This is a genomic window from Corynebacterium jeikeium (genome assembly GCA_003955985.1).
Classification (GTDB): Bacteria; Actinomycetota; Actinomycetes; order Mycobacteriales; family Mycobacteriaceae; genus Corynebacterium; species Corynebacterium jeikeium_D.
Genome location: CP033784.1, coordinates 1,905,293 through 1,929,464, shown reverse-complemented (window position 1 = coordinate 1,929,464; position 24,172 = coordinate 1,905,293). Strand labels below are relative to the sequence as shown.

The 24,172-nt window shown below is 58.8% G+C and carries 22 protein-coding genes; 5 read left to right on the top strand and 17 right to left on the bottom strand.

Features of this window, described 5'->3' with window-relative positions; genetic code table 11:
• Positions 1 to 4: 4 nt before the first annotated feature.
• The gene (locus EGX79_08465) at positions 5 to 940 is read right to left on the bottom strand and encodes a type I pantothenate kinase (protein AYX82213.1); all 936 of its coding nucleotides are present in this window, start codon (positions 938 to 940) and stop codon (positions 5 to 7) included.
• A gap of 150 nt (positions 941 to 1,090) precedes the next feature.
• Between EGX79_08465 and EGX79_08460 the strand changes: the two genes are divergently transcribed.
• On the top strand, positions 1,091 to 2,392 hold the full coding sequence (locus EGX79_08460; GenBank protein ID AYX82212.1) for a serine hydroxymethyltransferase: 1,302 nt from the start codon (positions 1,091 to 1,093) through the stop codon (positions 2,390 to 2,392).
• A 41-nt stretch (positions 2,393 to 2,433) separates the two neighbouring features.
• On the opposite strand, the gene EGX79_08455 is transcribed toward EGX79_08460, so the two are convergent.
• Both EGX79_08455 and EGX79_08450 read right to left on the bottom strand, forming a co-directional pair.
• Positions 2,434 to 3,639 carry an HNH endonuclease gene (locus EGX79_08455; GenBank protein AYX82775.1) on the bottom strand — a complete coding sequence of 402 codons (1,206 nt, stop codon included), beginning with the start codon at positions 3,637 to 3,639 and terminating at the stop codon, positions 2,434 to 2,436.
• Positions 3,640 to 3,839: 200 nt separating this feature from the next.
• Positions 3,840 to 4,388 (bottom strand): GNAT family N-acetyltransferase, encoded by a 549-nt coding sequence (locus tag EGX79_08450; protein AYX82211.1) that lies wholly within the window; start codon positions 4,386 to 4,388, stop codon positions 3,840 to 3,842.
• Between the two features lie 80 nt (positions 4,389 to 4,468).
• Here EGX79_08450 and EGX79_08445 point away from each other — a divergent pair, with 80 nt between their 5' ends.
• The gene (locus EGX79_08445) at positions 4,469 to 5,227 is read left to right on the top strand and encodes an enoyl-CoA hydratase/isomerase family protein (protein ID AYX82210.1); all 759 of its coding nucleotides are present in this window, start codon (positions 4,469 to 4,471) and stop codon (positions 5,225 to 5,227) included.
• Between the two features lie 42 nt (positions 5,228 to 5,269).
• Here EGX79_08445 and metS read toward each other — a convergent pair whose 3' ends face one another.
• The 5 genes from metS to EGX79_08420 form a co-directional block, all read right to left on the bottom strand.
• Positions 5,270 to 5,437 carry a methionine/alanine import NSS transporter subunit MetS gene (gene metS / locus EGX79_08440; GenBank protein AYX82209.1) on the bottom strand — a complete coding sequence of 56 codons (168 nt, stop codon included), beginning with the start codon at positions 5,435 to 5,437 and terminating at the stop codon, positions 5,270 to 5,272.
• A 5-nt stretch (positions 5,438 to 5,442) separates the two neighbouring features.
• Positions 5,443 to 7,053: a sodium-dependent transporter gene (locus EGX79_08435; GenBank protein ID AYX82208.1), complete on the bottom strand. Its 1,611-nt coding sequence runs from the start codon at positions 7,051 to 7,053 to the stop codon at positions 5,443 to 5,445.
• A gap of 295 nt (positions 7,054 to 7,348) precedes the next feature.
• Positions 7,349 to 8,521 carry an acyl-CoA dehydrogenase gene (locus tag EGX79_08430; protein AYX82207.1) on the bottom strand — a complete coding sequence of 391 codons (1,173 nt, stop codon included), beginning with the start codon at positions 8,519 to 8,521 and terminating at the stop codon, positions 7,349 to 7,351.
• Between the two features lie 634 nt (positions 8,522 to 9,155).
• Positions 9,156 to 9,929, bottom strand: a complete 774-nt coding sequence (locus EGX79_08425; GenBank protein ID AYX82206.1) for an alpha/beta fold hydrolase — start codon at positions 9,927 to 9,929, stop codon at positions 9,156 to 9,158.
• Between the two features lie 52 nt (positions 9,930 to 9,981).
• Entirely contained in the window at positions 9,982 to 10,395 is a 414-nt protein-coding gene (locus EGX79_08420; protein AYX82205.1) for a hypothetical protein, read from the bottom strand.
• A gap of 19 nt (positions 10,396 to 10,414) precedes the next feature.
• On the opposite strand from EGX79_08420, the gene EGX79_08415 reads away from it, so the two are divergent.
• Both EGX79_08415 and EGX79_08410 read left to right on the top strand, forming a co-directional pair.
• The gene (locus EGX79_08415) at positions 10,415 to 11,167 is read left to right on the top strand and encodes a LysR family transcriptional regulator (protein AYX82204.1); all 753 of its coding nucleotides are present in this window, start codon (positions 10,415 to 10,417) and stop codon (positions 11,165 to 11,167) included.
• A gap of 64 nt (positions 11,168 to 11,231) precedes the next feature.
• Positions 11,232 to 11,864 (top strand): N-acetyltransferase, encoded by a 633-nt coding sequence (locus EGX79_08410; GenBank protein ID AYX82203.1) that lies wholly within the window; start codon positions 11,232 to 11,234, stop codon positions 11,862 to 11,864.
• Between the two features lie 30 nt (positions 11,865 to 11,894).
• On the opposite strand, the gene EGX79_08405 is transcribed toward EGX79_08410, so the two are convergent.
• The 5 genes from EGX79_08405 to glpX all read right to left on the bottom strand — a co-directional run bounded on the left by EGX79_08405 (position 11,895) and on the right by glpX (position 18,484).
• Positions 11,895 to 13,493, bottom strand: a complete 1,599-nt coding sequence (locus EGX79_08405) for a DHA2 family efflux MFS transporter permease subunit (GenBank protein AYX82202.1) — start codon at positions 13,491 to 13,493, stop codon at positions 11,895 to 11,897.
• Positions 13,483 to 14,187: a TetR family transcriptional regulator gene (locus EGX79_08400; protein AYX82201.1), complete on the bottom strand. Its 705-nt coding sequence runs from the start codon at positions 14,185 to 14,187 to the stop codon at positions 13,483 to 13,485. The genes EGX79_08405 and EGX79_08400 overlap by 11 nt, the downstream gene beginning before the upstream one ends.
• Positions 14,188 to 14,370: 183 nt before the next feature.
• Positions 14,371 to 15,666 carry a TIGR01777 family protein gene (locus EGX79_08395; protein ID AYX82200.1) on the bottom strand — a complete coding sequence of 432 codons (1,296 nt, stop codon included), beginning with the start codon at positions 15,664 to 15,666 and terminating at the stop codon, positions 14,371 to 14,373.
• A 228-nt stretch (positions 15,667 to 15,894) separates the two neighbouring features.
• Positions 15,895 to 17,295: a class II fumarate hydratase gene (locus tag EGX79_08390; GenBank protein AYX82199.1), complete on the bottom strand. Its 1,401-nt coding sequence runs from the start codon at positions 17,293 to 17,295 to the stop codon at positions 15,895 to 15,897.
• A 163-nt stretch (positions 17,296 to 17,458) separates the two neighbouring features.
• Positions 17,459 to 18,484 (bottom strand): class II fructose-bisphosphatase, encoded by a 1,026-nt coding sequence (glpX, locus tag EGX79_08385; GenBank protein ID AYX82198.1) that lies wholly within the window; start codon positions 18,482 to 18,484, stop codon positions 17,459 to 17,461.
• A gap of 412 nt (positions 18,485 to 18,896) precedes the next feature.
• Between glpX and EGX79_08380 the strand changes: the two genes are divergently transcribed.
• Positions 18,897 to 19,484: a DUF4245 domain-containing protein gene (locus EGX79_08380; GenBank protein ID AYX82197.1), complete on the top strand. Its 588-nt coding sequence runs from the start codon at positions 18,897 to 18,899 to the stop codon at positions 19,482 to 19,484.
• 118 nt (positions 19,485 to 19,602) lie between these two features.
• On the opposite strand, the gene EGX79_08375 is transcribed toward EGX79_08380, so the two are convergent.
• The 4 genes from EGX79_08375 to EGX79_08360 all read right to left on the bottom strand — a co-directional run bounded on the left by EGX79_08375 (position 19,603) and on the right by EGX79_08360 (position 24,083).
• Entirely contained in the window at positions 19,603 to 19,893 is a 291-nt protein-coding gene (locus EGX79_08375; GenBank protein ID AYX82196.1) for an exodeoxyribonuclease VII small subunit, read from the bottom strand.
• 61 nt (positions 19,894 to 19,954) lie between these two features.
• Positions 19,955 to 21,190 carry an exodeoxyribonuclease VII large subunit gene (locus EGX79_08370; protein ID AYX82195.1) on the bottom strand — a complete coding sequence of 412 codons (1,236 nt, stop codon included), beginning with the start codon at positions 21,188 to 21,190 and terminating at the stop codon, positions 19,955 to 19,957.
• Between the two features lie 107 nt (positions 21,191 to 21,297).
• Positions 21,298 to 22,452, bottom strand: coding sequence for a hypothetical protein (locus EGX79_08365; protein AYX82194.1), 1,155 nt, complete (start codon positions 22,450 to 22,452; stop codon positions 21,298 to 21,300).
• 80 nt (positions 22,453 to 22,532) lie between these two features.
• Entirely contained in the window at positions 22,533 to 24,083 is a 1,551-nt protein-coding gene (locus tag EGX79_08360; GenBank protein ID AYX82193.1) for an AI-2E family transporter, read from the bottom strand.
• Positions 24,084 to 24,172 lie beyond the last annotated feature (89 nt).

The following is a 24,172-nucleotide window of genomic DNA, read 5'->3' as shown; positions in this document are numbered from 1 at the left end:
GATGTTAGAGTTTGCGCATCCGGACCCTCGAAACCTTGTGGTCCCGAGACTTCGTAAGAACTAATGACGCACGCACTCGAGTGGGCAAAATATTTTCCGTAAGGTTCGGCAAGTTCACCTGCTGCCAAATGCGTCGGGCTACCTCGGCCGCAGCTTCGTCGTCAAGCGTGGCATAATCCGCGAAGTGCGCGCCCGGAGCGCGAAACGCTGTCTGGCGGAGACGGAGGAAACGGCTGATGTACCAACGCTCGATGTCCGCGCGCGGGGCATCGACGTAGACACTGAAATCGAAAAGATCGGAAATCATCAGCGTCGGGCCCGTCTGCAAAACGTTGAGCCCCTCGAGAATGAGAATGTCCGGACGGTCAACATCGACGAACTCATCCGGCACCCGGTCATAGAGCGTGTGCGAATACACCGGCGCCTTCACATGCCGCGCCCCCGACTTCACCGCCGTGACAAACCGCATCAACGCACGCTGATCATACGACTCCGGATACCCCTTGCGCTGCATAATCCCACGGCGATTCAATTCCTCAGAAGGATAGAGGAAGCCATCAGTAGTAACCAAGTCCACCCGCGGATTAGTCTCCCAGCGCTCGAGCAGGACCTGCAGCAAACGCGCCGTCGTTGACTTGCCGACCGCCACCGAACCCGCGACGCCGATAATAAACGGCACCGACGCCCCCTTCGAAGGATTTTCCCCAAGAAAGTTCGACGTTACGGCGTTCAGCTCCCGATGCGCCGCCACACGCATGTGAATCAGACGAGAAAGCGGAAGATAGACCTCGGCGACTTCGTCCAGGTCGATGTTTTCACCGATACCGGAAAGTCGTTCAGCTTCCTCTTCCGTCAGCACCAGAGGCATATTCTTGCGCATTTCGCGCCACTGCTCGCGTTTGAACTCGACGTACGGGCTGGGGGATGTTGCGCGCGTCATACTTCCAATTGTGCCAAGGGGGTGCCGAAAACCGGAAAACGAGTCAATAAAGGGGGCATACCTGAATGGTGCTGCTTTCGTGGTTTACCCCATAAAGGGCTAGCATGGCCTGTGGCATTGAAGTTTCATTGAAAGGTCGAAAACCTACTCATGACCGGGTCTAACAATAACGATGTCCGCTACCAATCGCTGCGTGAACTCGATCCCGACCTCGCAGAGGCAATGGCAGGGGAGCTCTCTCGTCAGCGTGACATGCTCGAAATGATTGCCAGTGAGAACTTTGTTCCACGTGCAGTGCTGCAAGCTCAGGGCTCGGTTCTGACCAACAAGTACGCCGAAGGCTACCCGGGCCGTCGTTACTACGGTGGCTGCGAATACGTCGACGTCGTCGAGGACATGGCACGCAACCGCGCCAAGGAGCTCTTCGGCGCTGAGTTCGCCAACGTTCAGCCACACGCAGGTGCGCAGGCCAACGCTGCCGTTCTGCATGCGCTAATCAACGCCGGTGACAAGATTATGGGCCTCGACCTGGCACACGGCGGTCACCTGACCCACGGCATGAAGCTGAACTTCTCCGGCAAGCTCTACCACGTCGCCGCATACGGTGTGGACAAGGACACTATGCGGATCGATATGGACAAGGTGCGTGAGCAGGCGCTCGCAGAAAAGCCGGATGTTCTCATCGCAGGTTGGTCGGCGTACCCGCGCCACCTCGACTTCGAAGCTTTCCGTTCCATCGCCGATGAGGTCGGTGCGAAGTTGTGGACGGACATGGCGCACTTCGCAGGCCTGGTTGCCGCCGGTCTGCACCCGTCGCCGGTTCCGCATTCTGACGTTGTGTCGACCACCGTTCACAAAACCCTCGGTGGTCCACGTTCGGGCATGATTTTGGCCAAGCAGGAGTACGCCAAGAAGCTGAACTCCGCTGTTTTCCCGGGGCAGCAGGGTGGCCCGCTGATGCACGCCATCGCCGGCAAGGCCGTGGCGCTGAAGATTGCTGGTACCGAGGAGTTCAAGGAGCGCCAGGAGCGCACTCTCGCTGGTGCCCGCATTCTGGCTGAGCGTCTCACCGCTTCCGACTGCGCCGAGGCTGGCGTCGATGTTCTCACTGGCGGCACCGATGTCCACCTGGTTCTGGCGGATCTGCGCAATTCTGAGATGAACGGCCAGGAGGCCGAGGATCTGCTCCACGCTGTTGGCATTACCGTCAACCGTAATGCCGTTCCGTTTGACCCGCGTCCTCCGATGGTTACATCCGGACTTCGTATCGGTACTCCGGCGCTGGCCACCCGTGGTCTCGACGAGAAGGCCTTCACTGAGGTCGCCGATGTCATCGGTACTGCTCTCGCCGCCGGCAAGAATGCGGATGTTGACTCCCTGCGTGCTCGTGTTTCGAAGATCGCTCAGGAATTCCCGCTTTACGACGGCATCGAGGACTGGAACCTCATCTAATTCTGCGTTTTTGCAGCGCAAGTACCCGTTCTAGCAGTGCGCTAGGACGGGTTTTCCCGTACATCCGGGTTTTGGTCCGGAGGTGGTGGCTCCGGCCCGAGCTGTTTCGTCGTGCCTGCCCGGTATCCGGCGTAGGACCTCCCGGACATTGATGTCACGAATGAGTTGCTAAACAGCGGCGGCCGAGTCTTGTCAGGTGGGCGCCATCGAATATGTCCGGATGTGGGGATGCGTTCGAGGTGGCCGTTGCGTCCTTCCCGGTCGTCGTCGTTAAGCCCGTTGTGTTCGCGGCAGACCATGGTGAGGTTGTCCAGCGTGGTTGTGCCGCCGTGTTTGTGGGCGACTAGGTGGTGCGCTTGTCCGCTATAGGCGGGGCGTTCACAGCCGGGCCAGGCGCAGATGGGGTTGTCGATGAGCATCGCGATGCGCTGCTCTTCAGTCGCCAGGCGGGGGTTGCCGATGGGAAATAAGTCCGTAATGGCGCTGTGTTCGTCGTAAAGCACGGCCCACCCGGTGTCGGCGAGTAGGGCGTTGAGGAAGACGTCGGGGGCGAGCGCAGAGCCGTTGGTGGTGGCGGCGAATCGCGGGCTGTAGTCGATGAGGTCTTGTGCGGTGATGATGATGGCGGGTTGGTAGCGCATTTCATCGAGCTTGTCGACGGGCGTTGCGGCATCGGCATGCTCGAGGCGCTCGGCAAGCGCTTGGCCGACGCAGCGGTCGTGGGAAAACTCCGGATGGGACTTCCGGATTTCTGCGGCACGGATGGTAAGCGGCGACAGGAGATTGTCGAGCATATCCGAGGGGCCGGAGATATGGAAGTGCTTCATTCCCCGGATGTCTACCTTCCGGGAAAATCGGGCGCGTAGGTGCTGGGGTGGCTCGTCTTCGGTGTTGAGCTCGGTGAGAGTTTCCCGCATGTAGAGATCGAGTTCTTCGAAGCCGAGGCGTTCGGCGGCAGCGACGAATGTGAGGCGGAGGTTGTCGTGGAGTTCGGCGTTGTTGGCTTGGCGGCTGCGCTTGTCGATAAGCACGCAGGTGTCCAGGCTGAGGCCGAGCTGGCGCGCAAGGGCGGTGGCGTCTTCGCGGGCTTTGGTGTTTTCCTCGGTGTCAGCGGGTTGGAGATAGTGGGCGGCGACGCGTAGCAAAAGCCGGAGGCGCGCCGGGTCAAGGCCGAGGGTTGCCGCCAAGTGGGAGGTGGCGTCGTGGCCGTCGGGACGCGCGGCGTGGAGTTCCGCTAGCGTGTCCATTCCGCGCGAGGCCAGTGCGGCGAGCGTCCCAAGAACTGTCATGCCTTTGAAGGTAAAAGTCCGGATGTAGGGGGACAACGCCTACGAGGGCAGGCTGTGGATAAGTCAGCCGGTTTAGCAGTTATCCACATCCGGACTTTTCACCGCGCAAACGCACCGCAGCTGCACCGCCGTACCGCCGCACCACGCGCTGCCGTCTGTTACGCCCCGAAGTCACGCAGGGCGCTGCCGGTGAGGCGGAAGGTGTCCCATTCGTCCATGGGGAAGGCGCCGAGGGAGCGGTAGAAATCGATGGAGGGTTGATTCCACTTCAGGACGCACCACTCGACACGTGAGTAGCCTCGCTCCACGGCAATTCGCGCGAGGTTCTGCAGCAGTGCTTTGCCCTTGCCGGTGCCGCGTGCCTCGGGGCGGACGTAGAGGTCTTCGAGGTAGATGCCGTGGGTGCCTTCCCAGGTGGAGTAGTTGAGGAACCACAGTGCAATGCCGTCGAGGCGCGGGCTGCCTCCAACACCGCCATCACCGCCACCAACACCGCCATCACCGCCACCGGCGCCGTCGTCCAAATTTCCGGATGTGGAGTCGACGACGTGGCAGAAAATCGCAGGGTTGTCCCCGAAGAGCTGTTCGCGCAGGCGCTCGGGGGTCAGTCGGACGGCATCGGGTTCTTTTTCGTAGGCCGCCAGGTCTTTGATGAGGTCGACGATCTCGTGGACGTCGTCAGGCGTGGCGGGGCGTGGAAGTGTCATGTGTCCCTTGTTACTCGCGGCGAGTGATTTGGTGCAAAAGTGCGTCCGAGGCGGGGGAGATTGCGATAACCTGCGAGGTTATGAGCAACGTTACTCAAGACTTTTCCGACGGCATTCTAGCCATCACCATCGACCGCCCGGATGCCTATAACTCCCTGGATAAGAATCTCCGCTTGGAGCTGAAAGCCGCTTTTGAGCGTGCGCAGGAGCCGGATGTGCGCGCTGTTATCCTGCTCGGCGGGCCGAAGGCGTTTTGTACGGGCCAGGATTTGAAGGAGCACATTTCTGACCTGCAGTCCGGCGCCGGCATGGGCAAGGTTGTCGAGGAGTACAACCCGATGGTCGCGGAGCTGACCGCGATTAACGTTCCGGTTATTGCAGCTATCGAAGGTGCTGCGGCGGGTGCCGGCTGGTCGTTGGCGCTGCACTGTGATTTCCGTATCGCCGGCCCGAAGGCGTCGTTCAAGGCGGCGTTCCCGTCGATTGGCCTGGCCACGGACTGTGGCATGTCGGCGCTGCTGCCGCGCATGGTCAGCGACGCGAAGGCGCGTGAGCTGTTGTTCTTCGATAAGAAGGTGCTTGCCGACGAAGCCCTGAGCCTCGGCCTGGTCACTGAAGTGGTGGATAATCCAGCGACTCGGGCACGCGAGTTGGCTGCCCAGTTTGCGGCGGGGCCGACGGCCGCGCTGAAGGAGATTAAGGCTCTGCTGCGCCGGGATACCTTGGCTGCTGCTGCGGCGGAGGCGGACGCGCAGGCTCGTTTGGCGGTCTCGGCCGACCATAAGGAAGCGGTGGCCGCGTTCTTGGAGAAGCGACCACCGCATTTCGTAGGTGAGTAAGACAGATACCTGGAGTGGCAGGGGAGAGATAGTAGTGAAGAACTACTGCTCTTCCTGTGCTCCTAGTACTTCACTGGTGAGCTCTGGGTGATCTCCCAGCTCACCGGAAACCTCGTCAGGGTGCTTGGATAGGCTGACCAGCGAGACTGCCAGACCGCCCCAGATGACGATGATGAACAGTGCCATCATGACAATTGCGATACCGGACATTTGGCTTAAACCTCCTCGGTTTCCGGAGTGTGCTTGCGTGGCAGGTGTGAGGACCGCTTGAAATCTGGCGTCACACCGAAGTCCGAGCCCGGAGGGCCATCGAGACGGTGTTGGCCGCGCCAAGGCAGGATGGCCATAATCAGAGCGCCGATGAGAATCACGCCGATGACACCCCAGCCAAAGATGTCGATTTGGGTGTCGGAGTAGCCTTCGTAGTTTTCCTGGAAAAGTCCAATGAGCTCCTGGAACAGGATGACGGCGAGAATGACCGGCGTGATGTTTCCGACGAAGATCTGCCACATGGTGCCGACCTTGAACGAGGAGACGGCGTTGAGGTGCATGGCGAACTCGTTGGTGCGGCGCAGGATCCAGTCGATTGCGATGATGGTCAGCAGTGCAACCAGGACGATACCGACGTTGTTGGTGAACTTATCGACAATGTCGAGGGTTACCAGACCTGAGGTGGTCGGGAAGGCCAGCAGCGAGATGACGGCCATGGCGCCACCGACGGTGAGGGTGGCCTGGACGCGGCCGAGGTTCAGCTTGTCCTTTACTGCGGAGACAACGACCTCGAGCAGCGACATCAGGGAGGTCACACCGGCGATTGCCAGGGAGAGGAAGAACAGCAGCCCGAAGACCGAACCGATGACCTTGGGCATCTCAGAGATGACCGTCGGGAATGCGATGAAGGCAAGACCAATACCGGAGGTTGCGACCTCGTCAACGGCCTCACCCGACTGCGCTGCCATGAAGCCCAGGGTGGCGAAGACACCGATACCGGCGAGAACCTCGAAGGAGGAGTTTGCGAACGCGGTGACCAGGCCGGAGCCGGTGAGGTTCGTGCGTGGCTTCAGGTAGGAGGCGTAGGTCAGCATAATGCCGAAGGCCACGGACAGGGAGAAGAAGATCTGGCCGTAGGCGGCAATCCATACGCTGGAGTCAGTCAGTGCGGACCAGTCTGGGGTGAAGAATGCATCCAGGCCCTTTGCAGCGCCGTCGAGCGTCAGGGAGTAGATGACCACTGCGACGAAGAGGATGGTCAACAGTGGGATGAAGATAATCGAGACCTTGCCGATGCCCTTGTCCACACCAGCGGCCAGAATGCCGATGACGAGTACCCAGACAATGAGCAGGACGATGGAAATCGAGGGGACGAAGTCCAGAGAGAAGACGCTCTCGGTGTCTACTTGGAGGAAGTCCTTCATGAAGTGGGTCTCGGCATCTGGGCCCCAGCTCTTGCGGATGGACTTCCAGGCGTAGATGAAGGACCACGCGATAATAACGGCGTAGTAGACGGTAATGAAGAAGGCGATACCGACCTGGATCCAGCCGATTGGCTCAGCCCAGGGCTTGATCCGACGCATCGACTTCGGTGCGGACCCGCGGAAGCGGTGTCCGATGGCGAAGTCGAGGAAGAGCAGTGGGATACCTGCGGTCAGAAGTGCGACCAGGTAGGGGATAAGGAAAGCGCCACCGCCGGAGTCATATGCGACATAGGGGAAACGCCAGATGTTTCCAAGCCCGACTGCCGAGCCGATAGCGGCGAAAATGAAGGCTGCTCGGGTGGAAAACACCTCCCTTCGCTGAGGGGTAGCGGTCGAGTTGGTTGTGCTCATACCTCTGGAACTCCAATCCTTCATCTCCGGTCACGCGCTCGCGCGGCCTAGGAGGGAATTTGGTGAAGTGCATCACCATTACCTAACAGAATCTTAGTATATGAGATGGGTATCTCATTGTATAGTTTCGGTTTTGTAGGGGGTAATGTTTTTAGTGGGGGTGTGGCACGGGGGAAGGGAGCTCTAATTAAGCCTCGTAAATAATCGCCAGCCACCCACTTTGAGGTATGCAAAAACCCCGCCAGGAAGACCTGACGGGGTTTGGGGGCGAATCGGCTAGGCCGACGTGCGCTGTTTACTCTGCGCCGCCCTTGGCGATACGACGGAAGATGATCTCCTTCATGATCTCGTTGGTGCCACCGTAAATGGTCTGGACCTTGGAGTCGAGGTAGTGAGTGGAGATTGGGTACTCGAGCATGAAGCCGTAGCCACCGAACATCTGCAGGCAGCGGGTAACGATGTCCTGCTGCTCCTCGGTGGTCCAGTACTTGGCCATGGAAGCACCGGTCTCGTCCAGCTGGCCAGCGTTGTGGGCCATAACAGCCTGGTCAACGAAAGCCTGCAGGGCGGTGACGCGGGTGGCAATGTCAGCCAGGTAGTGGCCGTGGACCTGGTGCTGGATGATCGGGCGACCGAATGCCTCGCGCTCCTGAGCGTACTTGTAAGCCAGGGTCCAGGCGCGGCGGGAAGTTGCGACAGAGCCGCAAGCCAGGGTCAGGCGCTCGTGAGCGAGGTTGGTGCGCAGGTAGCCGAAGGCAGCGCCCTCTTCGCCGAGCAAGTTCTCGGCCGGAACGCGGACGTTGTCGAAGTTGAGCTCAGCGGTGTCCTGAGCCTTCAGGCCGACCTTCTGCAGCGGGCCAGCCTTGGTGAAGCCCTCGAGATCAGCGTCGACGATGAACATGGAGACGCCAGCGCGGCCCTTGGATGGGTCGGTGATAGCTGCGACGAGAGCGAAGTCGGCCATCATGCCGTTGGAGATGAAGATCTTGGTGCCGTTGAGGACGTAGTGGTCGCCGTCCTTCTTGGCGAAGGTGCGCATACCTGCCAGGTCAGAACCGGCGCCCGGCTCGGTCATAGCGAGGCAGCCGATGGTGTCGCCGGCGTTCATGGAAGCCAGGTACTTCTGCTTCTGCTCTTCGTTACCGAACTTGGCCAGGTACGGAGCGACCAGGTCGTTGAGAACGCCGAAGGAAACGACGATGGAGCCACAGTCGGCGTTGGAGAGCTCCTCGTTCAGGACCTGGTTGTAGCGGAAGTCCATCTCTCCGCCGCCGCCGTATGCCTCCGGGGTGGACATACCAATCAGGCCCAGCTCACCGGCCTTCTTGAAAATCTCGCGGTCCGGCTGACCTTCCTTGTGCCAGCGCTCTACGTTCGGGGTGATTTCCTTCTCGACGAAGCCGCGAACCATGTCGCGGAACATGTTGTGCTCTTCTTCGAAGTGAGTACGGGGCAGAAAGTCCTTCATGACATGCTCCTAGAAATATTGTCGTGGAATTTTTGTCTTAAGGCCTTTTCGTACGTCGCAGATAAACGCTGCAGATAAACGCGATGGCCTCGGTTCATCGTCATAGTGACTATGACTGTTGTACCCCATTATGCATGAGTGTGATGAGAGACACTTGTTTTTTTAAAAGTTTTTTCCCGATTGATGACGTGAAATCGCTTGACGACGGATATTGTGCCCAACCTTCCCGGAAAACTACCCCCGTTGCGGTTGGAGGTTGCTATTGAATCCAGACTATCCCCGACAGTCGGCAATGTTAGGTAATGCTAACCTACAAAGCCAGGTGAATGGCTATTTTTGTCATATCTGACAGGCGGGACCCTGGGGCTTTGGGGTCGATAGGGTAGGCGTTTTGGATGGTCATCATGGGGGTGATTAACGAAACAATCTCGTTTTCTTATTCCCATTAGTGCTGGTGGTAGTTAGTATGAGCATCAGGTGGAGACCGGTTCCCTTGATTATCCGAGCTTCTTCCACTGCAGTCATAGCAACCTCCAATTGCACTCGAAAAAATGACGCGACCTGTGCGCCGTCCCTGTGGAATGGACAGCGAGCAGGTCGCGTTATTTTTATTTTTTATTGCTGCGATTAGGCGCTAGTCGGCAATCCCATCAATGTGCGCCAGCAGGGCCGAGTTGTAGTACTCCGGGGTTTCCTGGTTGAGCAGGTGCTTGGCCGGCGAAATGACGACCATGGTCGAGCCCGCGATGCCGTCGTGAAGCGAAGTGACGACGTCGAGAGACGTAGAGGTGTCCTGCTTGCCGGCGATGACCAGCGTCGGAGCGGTGATCTCGGCGAGGCGCTCGCGGGTGTCGAAGCGAGAGAGTGCTCCGCAGGCGCCGATGTAGCCGTCATCGGGGCAATCTGCGATCATGTCGCGGAAGCGGGCGGCGAGCTCAGGGGTAGTGTCGAAGCACTCGTCGGTAAACCAGTTGCGGACGACAGTGTCGGCGAGTGCGACCGTGCCCTTGTCGCGCACGAGCTGGGCCTTTTCCTGCCAGGCCTCGGGTGTGCCGAATTTCGGCGCCGTCGACGACAGTGTCAGGCTGACCACGCGATCGGCGTGTTCTAATGCGATGGTTTGGGCGATAGCGCCGCCGAGAGATAGTCCCACAAAATGTGCGCGGTCAATATCCTCCTCATCGAGGACCTCGATGATGTCGGCGGCCAAGTGGCTCATGTCCCACTCACCCTCGGGGATAGGGGAATCGCCATGGCCGCGGACATCTGGCGTGATGACCTGGTACTTTTCGCTCAAAGCAGCTACCTGGGGCTCCCACATCTCCTGTGTGGTGCCCAGCGAGCCAATCAGGACAACCGTACCGTTGTCCTTGTGGTTGATTGCATGTGCGGTGTAGTCGATGGCCACGGGAGAATCCTCCTTGAAGGTGTCAGCTGTGTCGGTGTGTCAGCTGTGTCGGCTATTTCTCGGCGTTGCGAGCAGCTTCAGCGGCAGCCCGACCAGGGCCGTCGTCCTTCTTGGCCTCTGCCTCAGCGGTTTCAACACGCTGCTTCGCCATGGACTCACGAGCAGCCTCCAGCCACTCCGGCATCTGCTCGAGCAAATCCTTAATCTCCGCCGTTGTCAGCGGCTTGTCCATGTCGTTCTTCTTCAACGCCGTGATAGTGATGCCCAGCTTGCGGGCAACTTCCGGGCGCGGGTGCGGTCCGTTGCGGCGTAGCTCAGCGAGCCACTCCGGCGGATTGGACTGCAGTTCGGCAAACTGCGCGTGCGAAATCTCACCAGTGCGAAATTCCTCGGGTGTGGCCGGGAGGAAAATGCCAAGTTTCTTGGCTGCGGTTAGGGGTTTCATGGGTTCAACGCTAGCACCCATTCGAGTAACCTTGCGGAGTATGTCGACTCCTGAACCCGCCGTCCTGCGCATCGTGTTCGCCACCGGCACCAGTCCCGAGAAGTGGTTTCGCCGCTTTAGGGATCGAATTCCGGCAACACTGCACACCCACGCCGCCGACGATCCGATGTCCGACCTGGTCGGCGGCGCCGCTGACATGGCGCTGGTTCGGTTAGAGTCCGAAAGCTCGCTGCCCGAGTCGCTCCATCGCATCCGGCTTTACGACGAAGCCTGGGGCGTGGCCTTCGAGAAAGAGCACGTGTTCTCCCTCACAGAGTCCGTGCCGGAGGAGCTGTTGGCGGACGAAACTGTGCTGCTGACCTCCGTGGATGCGGATGAGCTGCGACAGATGCTGCCCGTTGCGGCCACTGGTGCAGGTGTCGTGGTGGGACCTCGCACGATTTTGAAGGCGCTATCGAAGAAGGCGGTGGCCTCATCGAACTTGGTGGCCGAGGAAGGTGCCACAGATCCGCTGTCCCGGACAGCTATTTGGTTGGTGTGGCCGAAAGTAGAGGACGACGAGCTCCGGCAGGAGTTCGTCGGCATTGTCCAGGGGCGCAGGGAGGGCTCGACACGCACGCAGTTGGGGCGCAAGAGGGCTGACGAGCAGCCGAAGAAGTTGTCGGCCAGAGAAAAGACGCTTGCTAAGCAAGCCCGCCGGCAGCGCGCTGGGACCGTCGTAAAGCATGCGCGCAGTGGTCGTGGTGGACGTCGAAGCAGCGGCGGAAACGGGCGACCGCGCAGGCGAAAGTAATCTTTTTACAATATTTTTGCCGTTTCGTTCGACGTGCGCGGAAAAATTAGCCACACTTGTAGTTATGGCTGAAAAGAAGCGCGATTTCACGATTCGAATGATGCGTGAAGAGGACTATCCACAGATCCAAGAGATCTACGAGATTGGCCTGGATACGGGGCACGCGTCCTGGGAGCACTCCGCTCCCGAGTGGGACGAATTCATCGCACTCAAACGAGTGGATTTGTGTTACGTCGCCGTCGACGCAGAAAACCCGGACAAGATTCTGGCTTGGGCATCGGCAGCGCCGGTATCCAAGCGCCCGATTTTCAATGGCGTCATCGAAGACTCCATCTACGTCCATCCTGACGGGCAGGGCATGGGGCTGGCGGCGACGCTGCTGCAGAAGCTTATCGACGATGCCACGGAGCTCGACTGCTGGTCGATTCACTCGTGGGTCTTCCCGGAGAATGTGGGATCGTTAAAGCTGCATCGAAAGCTCGGCTTCCGTGAAGTGGGGATTTACCACCACATGGCAAAGATGACCTACGGCCCAATGGCGGGGCAGTGGCGCGATGTCATTATTTTGGAAAAGCTCCTGGAAAAGCCAGAGGAGCGCGCACTGAAGCGCGTCCAGGAAGAAGCAGAAGCCGCCGGTGAGCCGAACCGTCCGATTCTGGACAAGCTCGACCGCGCCGACGGCCAGGTGGGGGCATAGCTGCCGGGAGCCGCGGCTCCCGCGAATTAATTATTCGACGGTTTCCTTCAACGGATCCTCGCGAACAAAGAACACAATGATTGCTGCCAGAATAATCACTGGCATTAGTACCAAGAAGATCGGCGTCAAACCATCGTTGTAGCTGGAGATCAGCGCTTCGTGGATTGGCGCCGGCATGCTATCTAGGACGTGCGGCGTCAGTGAACCAATCGACTTAGAGGAAAAGCCCTCCGGGCCCATCTGCTTTGCGAACTCTGCTGCAGCCTCCGGTGATGCGGCCTTGATTTGTTCGACAGCAGCCGGAACGCGTTCGCCTGCCAGGTCCTTCATGCGGTGGATGAAAATCGAACCCACAATGGAGGAACCGACCGCACCACCAATCTGGCGGAAGAAGTTATTCGCAGCGGTAGCGGTACCGACCATGGCGACCGGGAAGGAGTTCTGCACGATGAGAACCAGAACCTGCATGCCGGTGCCCAGGCCGAAGCCCATGATGAACAGGTAAACACCAACCTGCCACAGCGGGGTGGTGGTCTCCAGCGTGGACAGCAAGTAGAGGGAGACAGCCATAATCATCAGGCCGACGAAGGGGTAGAAGCGATACTTACCAGTCCGCGAAATAATCTGGCCAACGCCAATTGAGGTGAGCAGCATGCCGACCATCATCGGCGTCATCATCAAGCCTGCAGCGGTCGGTGACATTGAGTGCACCATCTGCAGGTAGGTCGGAATATAGGCCATAGTGCCGAACATCGCGATACCCAGAATGAGACCCGACACAGTCGTGAGCACGAAGTTCCGGTTATTAAACAAGTGCGTCGGAATCAGTGGGTTGGAAACACGAGTCTCGGTGAGGAAGAACAGCACCCAGGAAACCACGGAGGCAACGATAAGCGAGATGATGACTCCGGAGTTCCAGTCGTACTGTGTACCGCCCCACGTGGTGGTGAGAATTAGCGTCGAGGCAGCGGCAGTCAAGAACATCGTGCCGATGTAGTCGAAGTTTCCTTCACTCTGGCGTCGGGGCAGCTTCAGGAAGGCTGCAGCTGCCGATAGTGCAACCACGCCCATCGGGACGTTGATCCACAGGCCCCAGCGCCAGCCCGGGCCGTCGGTGAACCAGCCTCCCAGCACTGGTCCCAGCACGGAACTCAGGCCGAACACAGCACCCATGATGCCCATGTACTTACCGCGCTGGCGTGCGGGAATAACCTCGGCCAGGATGGCCTGCGAGGAAACCATCAATGTACCGCCAGCAAATCCCTGAAAGGCGCGGGCGGCGATGAGCAGGCTCATGGAGTTGGTGATTGCACCCATGACGGAACCGACCATGAACAGCGCGATCCCCATCATGAACAGGCCCTTGCGCCCAATCATGTCACCGAGCTTGCCGACAATCGGCATTGCCACAGTCTGTGCCAACAGGAATGCAGAAATAACCCACGACATGTGGTCAACTCCGCCGAGCTCGCCGACGATGGTCGGCAGGGCGGTGGCGAAAATCATCTGCCCCAGCGAGCTCATCAGCATAGTGAGAATGAGCGCGAAGAAAATGATTCCCAAGTGGGACTTGTTGTCAGAAACCGTGGTGTCGGTTTGATCTTGAGCAGTGGTGTTGCTAGCTGTCACTATTCCTCCTCCAGAAATTTTTAACGACGTCGGCGGCGTCGTGAAGCGGTGTATCTGTTGTGAATTCGTCCCGATGAGCCGATGAGTACAGCACGCATTCGCGGACGAAACCGACCGACAGTGCTACCTCGTGCCCGACGGGCAGCTCGGGGTGCGTGCGCGACTGTGGATTCATCTCGAAATAGCGCTCAAAGGCAGAACGGACGCGGCGCATTGAGTTGCCAAAATTCGAAATGACAACCGTCGATAGCTTTGGCTCATTGCGCAAAATCTCGCGGATACGCTCCTTGAGCAGACGGTGAAACTCTTCGGTTGCCCCCAGCTCTTTATATCGGAGTAGCTGGGATTGCTGCTTTTTCTCGATGAAATCGAGCATGTCCGCGATGGGGTCTTGGTGAATTTGGGCGAGGAATACCTCTTCATCGTCAGCATCGAATGACATGATGCCGTTGCCGAAGATGGCTTGATCCTTGGAGTCGAAGTAATTGAAGAATGTGCGTCGACTGATATTGACCCGCTGACAGATGTCTTCGATGTTGACTTGGTCGTATCCGCGATCCAATACAAGGGCGGTCGCGGCATCGGCCAAAGCGCAGTGTGTTTGAAACCTTTTGAGCTCCCGGAGACCGCACTCGGGGTGTTGGCCCGGGTCCAATCTGTGATAGGTATTCTCATCAATTTGCACGAGGTGCAAAGTTACACCGAGTGCAATGTGATGGCAAGTTGATGAGTCAACAGGTGTTTGAGTACCTATGCAGAGAGCATCTTTGGGTTGTTCAGGATGCCGTGGACTCAGGCGCAGGGGTCGGGTTGTTGATAGTCGCAACGCGCCATTCAATTACACAACCTTCGTGTTTTGTGTAGGCACGGTGGAAGGCTACGTCTCCTTCAATAGCTCGTGGCGCAGGGCGTCGTTAAGCGAAGTGAAGCGGAACCTGTGCCCCGCCTTTTGCAGCGCTGCTGCCTCTACTCTCTGATTCGCGAGAGCCAACTCCGCAGCACCGCGTTTGCCCAGCAGTACTGCAGGCCCCAGTGAAGGAATCGGAACCGCCGTCGGGCGGTGCAAGACCTCTCCCAATACCCTCGTGAACTCCGCATTATTCACTCCGGAAGCCAGTGGCACCACCGCATTGACAGGTCCGGCAAGTGCGGAATCTGCCAACGACCGGTGATAGATGTCCAACAGGTCGTCCAAAGCAATCCACGGGAACCACTGCTCGCCCGACCCCAATCTTCCTCCAAGTCCGGTGAACACAACGCCCGCTAGTAGCGGCAAGAGTCCGCCGCCACCAGCAAGCACGAGACCAGTACGGACGTTTACGACCCGCTTGCCTGCATCGCGAGCGGGATCCCATGCATTTTCCCAATCGCGCACGATAGCCGAGAGACTGTCCGCGGTGGCGCTACCGTCGTAACGCTGCGCCTCCGCGCCAGGGCCAGCGTCCTCGGTGAGCACCTCTGGGCCACGATCCGCACCGTAGAACCCCACCGCCGACGCTCCAACCGCGACCTTCACGCTGTCAGTAGATGCAACGAGCTTTGCCAGAGCTCGCGTTGGTTCGACACGGGAATGGCGAACCTTTCGAAGATGCGCCTCCGTGAAGCGCCCCGCAATCGGTGCGCCGGCCAGATGGATGACCGCGTCGACTCCCTCCAGCAAGTCAGCTGCGGGTGCCGCAGTATCCCAATATCGCTTGTCCACACCCGTCTGTTCACGTGAGCGCACCAGCGAAATCACCTCATGTCCGGCCGTGGTCAGTAGCGCGCGCAGCTGCGTTCCGATGGTCCCCGTAGCTCCACTGATCGCCACTGTCAGCGGCTCCGGCACATGCCCCAAATACTCCGAAAGCCTATCGACGGCCGCAAGGTCTCCAGCAACCTTCGTAGCACGGTAGGCGAACATCGAATCTAACCCGGGTACCGGAACCTTGGTGTCAACGGTGTCCTCTAAAACCGTGCCAGCGCTGCCGTCGTCAAGCGGAGTATCGGAGAGAACGTGGGTGTGCTTCCACCCCGTGATGCGGCGAAAGGGTTCGCTGGTGACTTCGTCAATGAATCTCTGGCCGGGGAGGAAACCGGCCGGGTCGTGACGTGCAATCCATTTGAGGCCAGCCGGCATGGAGAATACGGTCGTGCCGTCGGCGAGGTTGGCGGATTCGGATTTCGGTGACATCGGGAGAAGCCCCGGTGTTAGGCGGGTGACAGCGCCTGGGCGGGAGAACCACTCGGCGACGCAACGGCGAGGAAATGCGATGGTGTGGCGATAGGTGGGAATAGTTAGTCACTCTCTGAAACTTGTCCGACGTTAAGGAAAAAATAGTAGACCCCGAAGTCTTTCAGCGAAGTGAGACTACGGGGTCTTATGCGTAAGGTGCTCTCACACCTTCGAGTTCAGAAAGAACTAGTCACGATCAGTGTTGGCCATTGCCAGCACGTCGAGGCGCTTGTCCAGCTCTTCCTCGGTCAGCTTCTCGCCGTCGACGAAGCCCATGTCGATAACAGTCTGACGGATGGTCTTACCTTCCTTCAGAGCAGTCTTAGCGACCTTAGCTGCGTTCTCGTAGCCGATGGCGGAGTTCAGCGGGGTCACAATCGACGGGGAGGACTCAGCCAGAGTCTTCATACGCTCAACGTTCGGCTCGATGCCGTCCACCAGCTTCTCGGCGAAGACGCGTGCGGTGTTCGCCAGCAGCTTAGCGGACTCCAGCACGTTACGTGCCATGACCGGGATGAAGACGTTCAGCTCGAATGCGCCGTTAGCGCCAGCAAACTCAACAGCGGTGTCGTTGCCCAGAACCTGCGCTGCGACCTGGGTGGCAGTCTCACACAGAACCGGGTTGACCTTACCCGGCATGATGGAGGAACCCGGCTGCAGATCCGGCAGGTGAATCTCAGCAAGGCCGGTCAGCGGGCCGGAGCCCATCCAGCGAATGTCGTTAGCGATCTTGTTCAGGGAGACTGCGACGGTGCGCATAGCGCCGGAGAATTCGACCAGGGCATCGCGGTTAGCCTGAGCCTCGAAGTGGTTCTGAGCCTCGCGCAGCTCCTTGATGCCGGTCAGTTCGACGAGCTCAGCGGTGACCTTGGCACCGAAGTCCGCCGGGGTGTTCAGGCCGGTGCCAACAGCGGTACCACCGATTGGCAGCTCGCCCAGACGCGGCAGGGTGGCCTCGATGCGCTCAATGCCAGCCTCAATCTGGCGGGCGTAACCGGAGAACTCCTGACCCAGGGTCACCGGGACAGCGTCCATCAGGTGAGTGCGGCCGGACTTAACAACGGTCTCCCATTCCTTGGCCTTCTTAGCCAGGGACTCCTGCAGAACCTTCAGTCCCGGGACGAGGTCCTTGACAGCTGCCTCGGTTGCTGCGACGTGAGTGGCAGTCGGGAAGGTGTCGTTGGAAGACTGACCCATGTTGACGTGGTCATTCGGGTGAACCTCAACGCCGTTGGCTTTTGCGATGGACGCAATGACTTCGTTGGTGTTCATGTTGGAAGAAGTGCCCGAACCGGTCTGGAAGACGTCAATCGGGAACTCAGCATCGTGCTTGCCTTCGGCAATTTCCTTGGCAGCGGCGACGATGGCATCTGCCTGCTCAGCAGACAGCAGGCCGCGCTCCTTGTTGACGATGGCGCAAGCTGCCTTCAGCAGACCCATAGCGCGAATCTGTGCAGACTCCAGCGGACGGCCGGAAATCGGGAAGTTCTCAACTGCACGCTGAGTCTGTGCGCGCCACAGGGCGTTAACCGGAACCTTAACCTCGCCCATGGTGTCGTGCTCGATGCGGAACTGCTGCTCTGTCATTCGTTGCCTCTTTCAGTTAGGGGAACTTGAGTGCGCGCAGGACGGCCCCTCATTGCGCATGCAATTTTCATGCGATGCAGAACCGTTAGCGCATTCGTCTTCAAGTATGAATCAGTTTGTTAAAAAAGTGGTGCCCTGAGGGCACCACTAAAGGGGTAGTTACTTACAGATCGATGTCAGGCATCTCGCCCTTGCCGTAGTCGATGCTGGCGTACTTGCGCAGCTTCTCCAGGGAGTGGAAAGCCTCGATGCGACGAATGGTGCCTGACTTGGAGCGCATAACCAGCGAGCGGGTCCACGCGCCGTTACCGCGGTAAGCGACACCGCGCAGCATGTCACCGTTGGTGACACCAGTGGCAACGAAGTAGCAGTTGTCGGATGCCACCAGGTCATCGGTGGTCAGAACACGAGAAAGATCGTGCCCAGCGTCGAGAGCCTTCTTAATTTCAGCCTCATCGCGCGGGTGCAGTTTGCCCTGGATTTCGCCGCCCATACACTTCATGGCGCATGCGGTGATGACACCTTCTGGGGTGCCGCCGACGCCCATCATGATATCGACCGAGTTCGTGTTCTGAGCTGCGGCAACAGCGCCAGCAACGTCACCATCGCCAATCAGTCGAACCTTGGCGCCAGCTTCGCGGATGTCACGAATCATGTCAGCGTGGCGCGGGCGATCCAGCACGACAACAGTGACATCTTCCGGACGCAGCCCCTTGGCCTTAGCAACGACCTTGATGTTGTGCTCAACTGGAGCCTCGATGTCAATCTTGCCGGCAGCCTCCGGGCCAACAGCAATCTTATCCATGTAGAACACAGCCGACGGGTCGTACATGGAGCCGCGGTCTGCAGCAGCAAGAACAGCGATAGAGTTCGGGCGGCCCTCTGCCATCAGAGTCGTGCCGTCAATCGGGTCAACCGCGATGTCAACGGCCGGGCCTTGGCCGTTGCCGACCTTTTCGCCGTTGAACAGCATCGGGGCTTCGTCCTTTTCGCCCTCGCCAATAACAACGACACCGTTCATAGCCACGGTGTTGATGAGCTGACGCATGGCATCGACGGCAGCGCCGTCGCCCTTTTCCTTCTGACCACGACCGACCCACTGACCAGCTGCCAGTGCAGCGGACTCAGTAACTCGGACGAGCTCCATCGCAAGGTTGCGATCTGGTGCTTCAGGATTCGAGGCGTTCATTGACTTCTGGCCCTTCCGTGGTTTTTGAGAACTCTTTTGAGGTTTGAGAATGTGCTGGGAGACGCCACGCCAGGAAACTGGGGTTTAGCGTTGCAACAATTTCTATTGATTGATGTTTGGCGCATCAGTTTTAGCGCCTTTGCATCTGTTACTAGTGTTCCACCTTTTTGGTGTTCGGGGGTGGACGCAGCGCCAAAGTGGGGGGAGTTTCAGGGCTAAACCCCCACATCACGCGGTTATCAAAAGTTTGTTCCGGCGTCAGTTCGCTTGACGACGTCGACAGCGTCCGTCATCAAGTATTGCTAGCTGCAGCTGTGCGGGTGCGAATGATGACTAGGTTCGTTGCGGGGCCTTTGGCATACTTGAGCGCGTGGCGAATGAGAAACCTAGGATTTTGCAGGACAGTCGAGACATGATTCTCACCCTCGTGGTGATGTTTCTTGCGGTGGCTGTCACCATTGGCTTTACCGGCCTGTGCAGTTTTAACCCCGGGAAGCCGGAAAACGGTCCGGTGCACGAAGTCGATGCTGCCCCATTCGTGAACGTGGAGGCTCGGCGCGTGGACTATCCAGTTCGCCTGCCGAAGGTGCCTGAGGGCTGGACTTCAAACTCGACCCGCGCGGGTATGGCGGCGGGGAAGCAGACGACCATTATTGGCTATGTCACCGCTAGCGGAGCATTCATTCAGGTCACGCAAACAGATGCGGAAGCAGGTCAGCTGCCGGATGATGGTAAGAACCGTCTCCGGGACGGTACTACTGACGTGGAAGGTACAACCTGGACTAAGTATGAGCCGGCTGAGGACAACGTGCGTCGCGTATGGGTTGGGGACCTCGGTGACTCCCGCGCAATTATCGAGGGCACTGCCAACGACGAGGAGTTCACACAGTTGGCGGCGGCTATGCAGAAGGCCGAGCCAATCGATCCGGACGCGACAATGCCGGATTCGTCACAGCCGCAGCCGACTGCGTCCGAGATGCCGTCGGCACCAGCAAAGTAGGCCGAGTCGAGCACTCACCTGGAGTGGTAATCCCGACTAGAGCCATAAAATAGCTGAACTCAGCTATCAGCGAAGAGACGAGAAACGATATGAACCGACGATCGTTTCTCGTCTCTTTTTAGTCCTCATCGCCCACATTCTCGGCAGAAGCCGAGACATCCTGATTCTTGCTGGCCAAGGCGGCTTCAACCTTTGCCCGGGCGCCAGCCAAATGCTCCTCGCAGCGGCGGGCCAGCGCCTCGCCTCGCTCCCACAGCGCCAGGGATTCATCCAGGCTCATCTGTCCGAGTTCTAGGAGCTTGACGGTCTCGACCAGCGCATCTCGAGCCTGCTCGTAGCTCAGGTTCTCCACCGGTACCTGTTCCTCCGAAGAGGGAGCCTGACCCGCGCCGAAAACATTGTCATTCATTAGCGAATACGTCCTTCACATTTAGTAGTTAAAGCTTCAAGGTTGGAAAAGTCATTGCTTACTAATTCGCCGGCTTCGTAGCTAGCGTCGCTGCAGAGATGGAGCCGTCACTGACGCGAATTCGCAGTTGGGAACCCATCGGAGCATCTGCAATAGAGGTCACAATCTGTGGTTCCGGCTGAGTAGCCGATTGTGCCTGCACGATGGCATAGCCGCGAGCGAGTGTGGCAGAGGGGCCAAGTGCTGAAACCTTGCCGCGCAATCCCGATACCACTGCCTCCTCGCGTTCCAGACTGCGGTGGATGAGAAAACGCAGCCGATCCACTTGCGCCGTGACAAACTCTTCACGCACGCGGATGGGAGTGAGCGGATCGCGCAGTACCGGCCGCGACGTTAAATCCCTCAGAGTAGCTACTTCACGGTCAACCCATCGCCGCAGGGATGCCGAGGAGCGCTCACGCAGCTGTGCAATGAGGCGTCGTTCCTCAGCAGCATCGGGCACTGTTTTCTTTGCTGCATCCGTCGGTGTGGCAGCACGTAAATCAGCGACGTAATCCAACAGCGGAGTATCCGGCTCGTGCCCGATTGCAGAAACCATCGGTGTTGTCGCCTTACTCACCGCACGAATCAGAGCCTCATCTGAAAAAGGCAGCAAATCTTCGACACTGCCACCGCCACGGGCGACGATGATGACATCAACCTCCGGATCGGCGTCGAGCTGTGCAAGCGCCTCAATAATCTCCGGAACAGCCTTGGCGCCCTGCACAATTGTGTTGATTACCCGGAAATCCACTTCGGGCCAGCGGGCACCCGCGACCGAAAGCACATCGCGTTCAGCCGCCGAACCGCGACCAGTAATCAACCCGATCTTGTTGGGGAGATAGGGCAGAGGGCGTTTCAGCCGTGGATCAAAAAGTCCTTCCGCCGCTAGCGCCTGGCGCAGCTGTTCCAACCGCGCCAATAGTTGCCCCAACCCCACGGGTCTCCACTCCGTAGCCCACAGGGAAAACTGCCCCCGCCCGGCATAAAACGCAGGCTTGCCCAAAACCACTACGCGGTCGCCGTTGCGCAACGGATTATTGCGCAGAGCCGCCGTAGAACAAGTCACCGACACCGAAAACTCCGCGGAGGTGTCACGCAGAGTGATGTAGGAGAGCTTCCAGCTCGGCTTGGAGTTGACCTGGGCGATTTCCCCCTCGACCCAAATCTGTCCAAGGCGCTCAATGTAGTCCTTGACTAACTGGTTCAGGCGTCGAACCTGAACCGGTTTCTCGGCCGACGTTTCCAATTTCGACATACATCAACACTTACACGATGGGGCGGATCGTCCTGCTAATAAACGCACTTTGCCCACAGGCTAAATCTGCCTGTGGGCAACTGTGACGGTAAAAGTGCAAGCCCGAGCTACTTGCGGTAACGAGACCTGCTATCGCGCCCGGTTATGCGCTCCTGGCGAGGGCGCTGCTGTCGCGGTGGCCACTCCTCGGTGCGACGGTGGTTGCTCCCCGGGCGTGCGGGGCTCTGTTGAGGCTTTTCGGACCGAGACTCCGGCGAAGACTGTTCTCCCCACATCCGTGCCGTTCCTGCCGCTTGACGACGGGGAAACTCCTGCTTCGGCCGCTGCGGTGCGTTTGGCCGTTCAATCGGACGATGAGGCTGCTGTCTGGTCGAGTTTGGCGAAGTGGAATCCTGAGTGAACTGCGCCTGGCCCGGATGCGGGCGAGACTGCCAACGGGATGTTGGCTGCTGGACCCGCTGTGCGAAATTCGAGCGCTGCTGGGCGCGCTCCCCAGAGCGGTCAACTGGTCGCTCACGCAGTTGCTCGGCGTTGCGCGATGCCGAGCTGGCGCTCGCTGCCGGTCGGGCACCAGAACGAGAAGTCTCCTGCCGAGAGCGTGCAGCCTGCTGGCGCGCCTGGCGGCGAGCTTCGGCATCTCGGATAATGTCCGCAGCGGGACGTCGTGAAGCAGGGCGTTCCTGAGAGCGAGAAGCTACGCGGCGATCAGATTCGGCGAGACGACGGCGAACCTGAGAGCTGGATTCGACAGCGGCTTCGTCACGGTGCTGGCGTTGTTTAGCGGCCTTGCGCTGGGTGTTGAGGGATTTCTCCTGGGTGCGGGTGATTTCGAGGTAACGCCACACTGCGATGATGACACAGATAATCATCAAGATCAGCAGCCACGGGAACTGCTGGATGATGGGATATGCGGAGGTCACCAGGCGAGCGCGTTTAGAGGTCGTCGCGGTCGCGCCACCATTTTCGGGATCGGCGAGAGAACCGGTAAACCACGCTGTGAAAAAGGTGACAAGCGCGAACAAAATAGGGATTTGAGCGACGGTAACTACCAGACCGCGAGGAACCACCAACAGTGTTCCGGCCACAGCAGCCACGGCAAAAGCAATGAAGTAGGGCTTGCCAAGCGAACCGTTGGGAACAGAAAAGAGCAAACCAAAAACGCCGGCCAGAAGCATCAGCAACGGCGGCACAAACATTGGCACGCGTGGAAGCAGGGGTTTGTTCCCACTGCCTTTACGGGTTATTGCTGATCTGTTCGACACGAATGCGTATCCTACCGGTTATTAGTGATAAAAACGGGCAAGCCCGGTATAAGAGCCTGCCCGTGTCTTGGAATCTCGCCCTACTTGTTTTTCTTAGAGAAAGGCCCGGAGACGACTTCAGTGACCTTGTGGAAGGCCTTGGTCATCGCTCCCTCTTCCTGCTTGGTCGGACCAGCATCGGGGGAAACTTTACCGGCGGTGCGAGCATCTGCCTTCACAGCGCTCTCCGCGGAGCTGTCGGAGTCATCACTGCCCAGACGGAACGAAGCCAGTCGGTCGCGCATTGCACGGCCGGCAGCTTCAATCTGAATGCCGGAGATTGATCCGGCATCCGTGGCGAACTCGATGTCCTTTGCGGTCTTGTCGCCCGTACGCAAATCCGTGAGGTCGCCGAGGTAGCGGAACCAGACCGCGACGACTGCAGTGACTGGCACCGCCAGGAAGGCGCCGATGATGCCGAAGATACCGCCACCGAGTAGGACAACCAGCAGGACGATTGCGGCGTGCAGGTCCATAGCCTTGGACTGCAGAATCGGGGAGAGAATATTGCCCTCAATCTGCTGGACGGCAATGATGATGAGCAAGACAAAGATTGCTGTGGTCAGGCCGTTGGCAACAAGTGCGACAACCACCGCAATGAAGCCGGCGGTGAACGCACCGACAATAGGAATGAAGCCAGCGAAGAAAGTCACCACGGCCAGGACCATTGCCAGCGGCACATTCAAAATCGCAAGACCGGCACCGATGAAGACCGCGTCGATAAGCGAAACGATAGCCTGCGTGCGGATGTAGCCCGACAGCGTGTTCCAGGAGCGGGTGAGCACCTCCGTGAGATGCCAACCGAGGCGACGTCCAGTCAGGCGGCGGAGCCATGGCAGGAAGTCCTGGCCGTCCTTGATGAAGAAAAACGTCAGAACCAGCATTGCCATCAAGGTTACGGCGGCCGAGGAGACCACCGAGATGCCCTGGAAGACTGTGTTGGCGATATCGCCGGAGCGCTCCTGAAGCCATGTGGACCCCTGGTCCAGTGCGTCGAGAATCTGCTCATCCTTGACGTTAAATGGTGGAGCCTGAATGATGTTCTGGACTTCCTGAATGCCGTCGGTGAACTGGCGACGCAATTCTGGGAATTGCGACTGCACAGTCGGTGCGAGGAACGCGACAACGCCGCCAAGCAGCGCCAGCGCGCCTAGGATGACCGTCAGTGCGGAGAGTGCGCGGGGCCAGCGGTGTTTCATCAGGAACACGGCGGGCGGAGCCAGCACCGTGGAGACAATCAGAGCCAGCAGAATCGGCAGAACGCCAGCCCAAATCTTTCCCAGAATCATAGCGCTGACATACAGCGCCGCTGCGGTGATGAGGAAACGCAGGCACCAACCTGCGAACCATCGGGCGCCCTCGCCAATGACGTCGGCGCGGTCGATGGACTCGGAGTCATTTTCGCTCATAAGCTCATCGAGGTTTTCAGCATCTTCCGGCAGATCCGGTTGCGTTGCCGCTGACTTATGGGCGTCGGAGGGGATAGACAGAGACTGTTCTATACGCAGAGGCTCCGATCCCATTACGTGATCGATAGCGTCTTTTTCGGACTGCGCAGTCCACTCTTCGCCTTCATTGGGTTTATTGCTCACGTATTCATTATGGGGGTTCGGAGGGGATAGGGGGCAACTTCACGAAGTTAGGGCGAGTTCAAATCTTTCTCCCCGAGCCCGTAAGATGA

Bases quoted from the DNA above. Each gene is read 5' to 3' on its own strand.
- EGX79_08375 (AYX82196.1), bottom strand. From the start codon at position 19,893: ATGAATGACAATGTTTTCGGCGCGGGTCAGGCTCCCTCTTCGGAGGAA.
- EGX79_08420 (AYX82205.1), bottom strand. From the start codon at position 10,395: ATGGGTGCTAGCGTTGAACCCATGAAACCCCTAACCGCAGCCAAGAAA.
- EGX79_08450 (AYX82211.1), bottom strand. From the start codon at position 4,388: ATGACACTTCCACGCCCCGCCACGCCTGACGACGTCCACGAGATCGTC.
- glpX (AYX82198.1), bottom strand. From the start codon at position 18,484: ATGAACGCCTCGAATCCTGAAGCACCAGATCGCAACCTTGCGATGGAG.
- EGX79_08395 (AYX82200.1), bottom strand. From the start codon at position 15,666: ATGTCACCGAAATCCGAATCCGCCAACCTCGCCGACGGCACGACCGTA.
- metS (AYX82209.1), bottom strand. From the start codon at position 5,437: ATGTCCGGTATCGCAATTGTCATGATGGCACTGTTCATCATCGTCATC.
- EGX79_08445 (AYX82210.1), top strand. From the start codon at position 4,469: ATGAGCAACGTTACTCAAGACTTTTCCGACGGCATTCTAGCCATCACC.
- EGX79_08390 (AYX82199.1), bottom strand. From the start codon at position 17,295: ATGACAGAGCAGCAGTTCCGCATCGAGCACGACACCATGGGCGAGGTT.
- EGX79_08455 (AYX82775.1), bottom strand. From the start codon at position 3,639: ATGGACACGCTAGCGGAACTCCACGCCGCGCGTCCCGACGGCCACGAC.
- EGX79_08380 (AYX82197.1), top strand. From the start codon at position 18,897: ATGATTCTCACCCTCGTGGTGATGTTTCTTGCGGTGGCTGTCACCATT.
- EGX79_08370 (AYX82195.1), bottom strand. From the start codon at position 21,190: ATGTCGAAATTGGAAACGTCGGCCGAGAAACCGGTTCAGGTTCGACGC.
- EGX79_08430 (AYX82207.1), bottom strand. From the start codon at position 8,521: ATGAAGGACTTTCTGCCCCGTACTCACTTCGAAGAAGAGCACAACATG.
- EGX79_08465 (AYX82213.1), bottom strand. From the start codon at position 940: ATGACGCGCGCAACATCCCCCAGCCCGTACGTCGAGTTCAAACGCGAG.
- EGX79_08435 (AYX82208.1), bottom strand. From the start codon at position 7,053: ATGAGCACAACCAACTCGACCGCTACCCCTCAGCGAAGGGAGGTGTTT.
- EGX79_08410 (AYX82203.1), top strand. From the start codon at position 11,232: ATGGCTGAAAAGAAGCGCGATTTCACGATTCGAATGATGCGTGAAGAG.
- EGX79_08415 (AYX82204.1), top strand. From the start codon at position 10,415: ATGTCGACTCCTGAACCCGCCGTCCTGCGCATCGTGTTCGCCACCGGC.
- EGX79_08460 (AYX82212.1), top strand. From the start codon at position 1,091: ATGACCGGGTCTAACAATAACGATGTCCGCTACCAATCGCTGCGTGAA.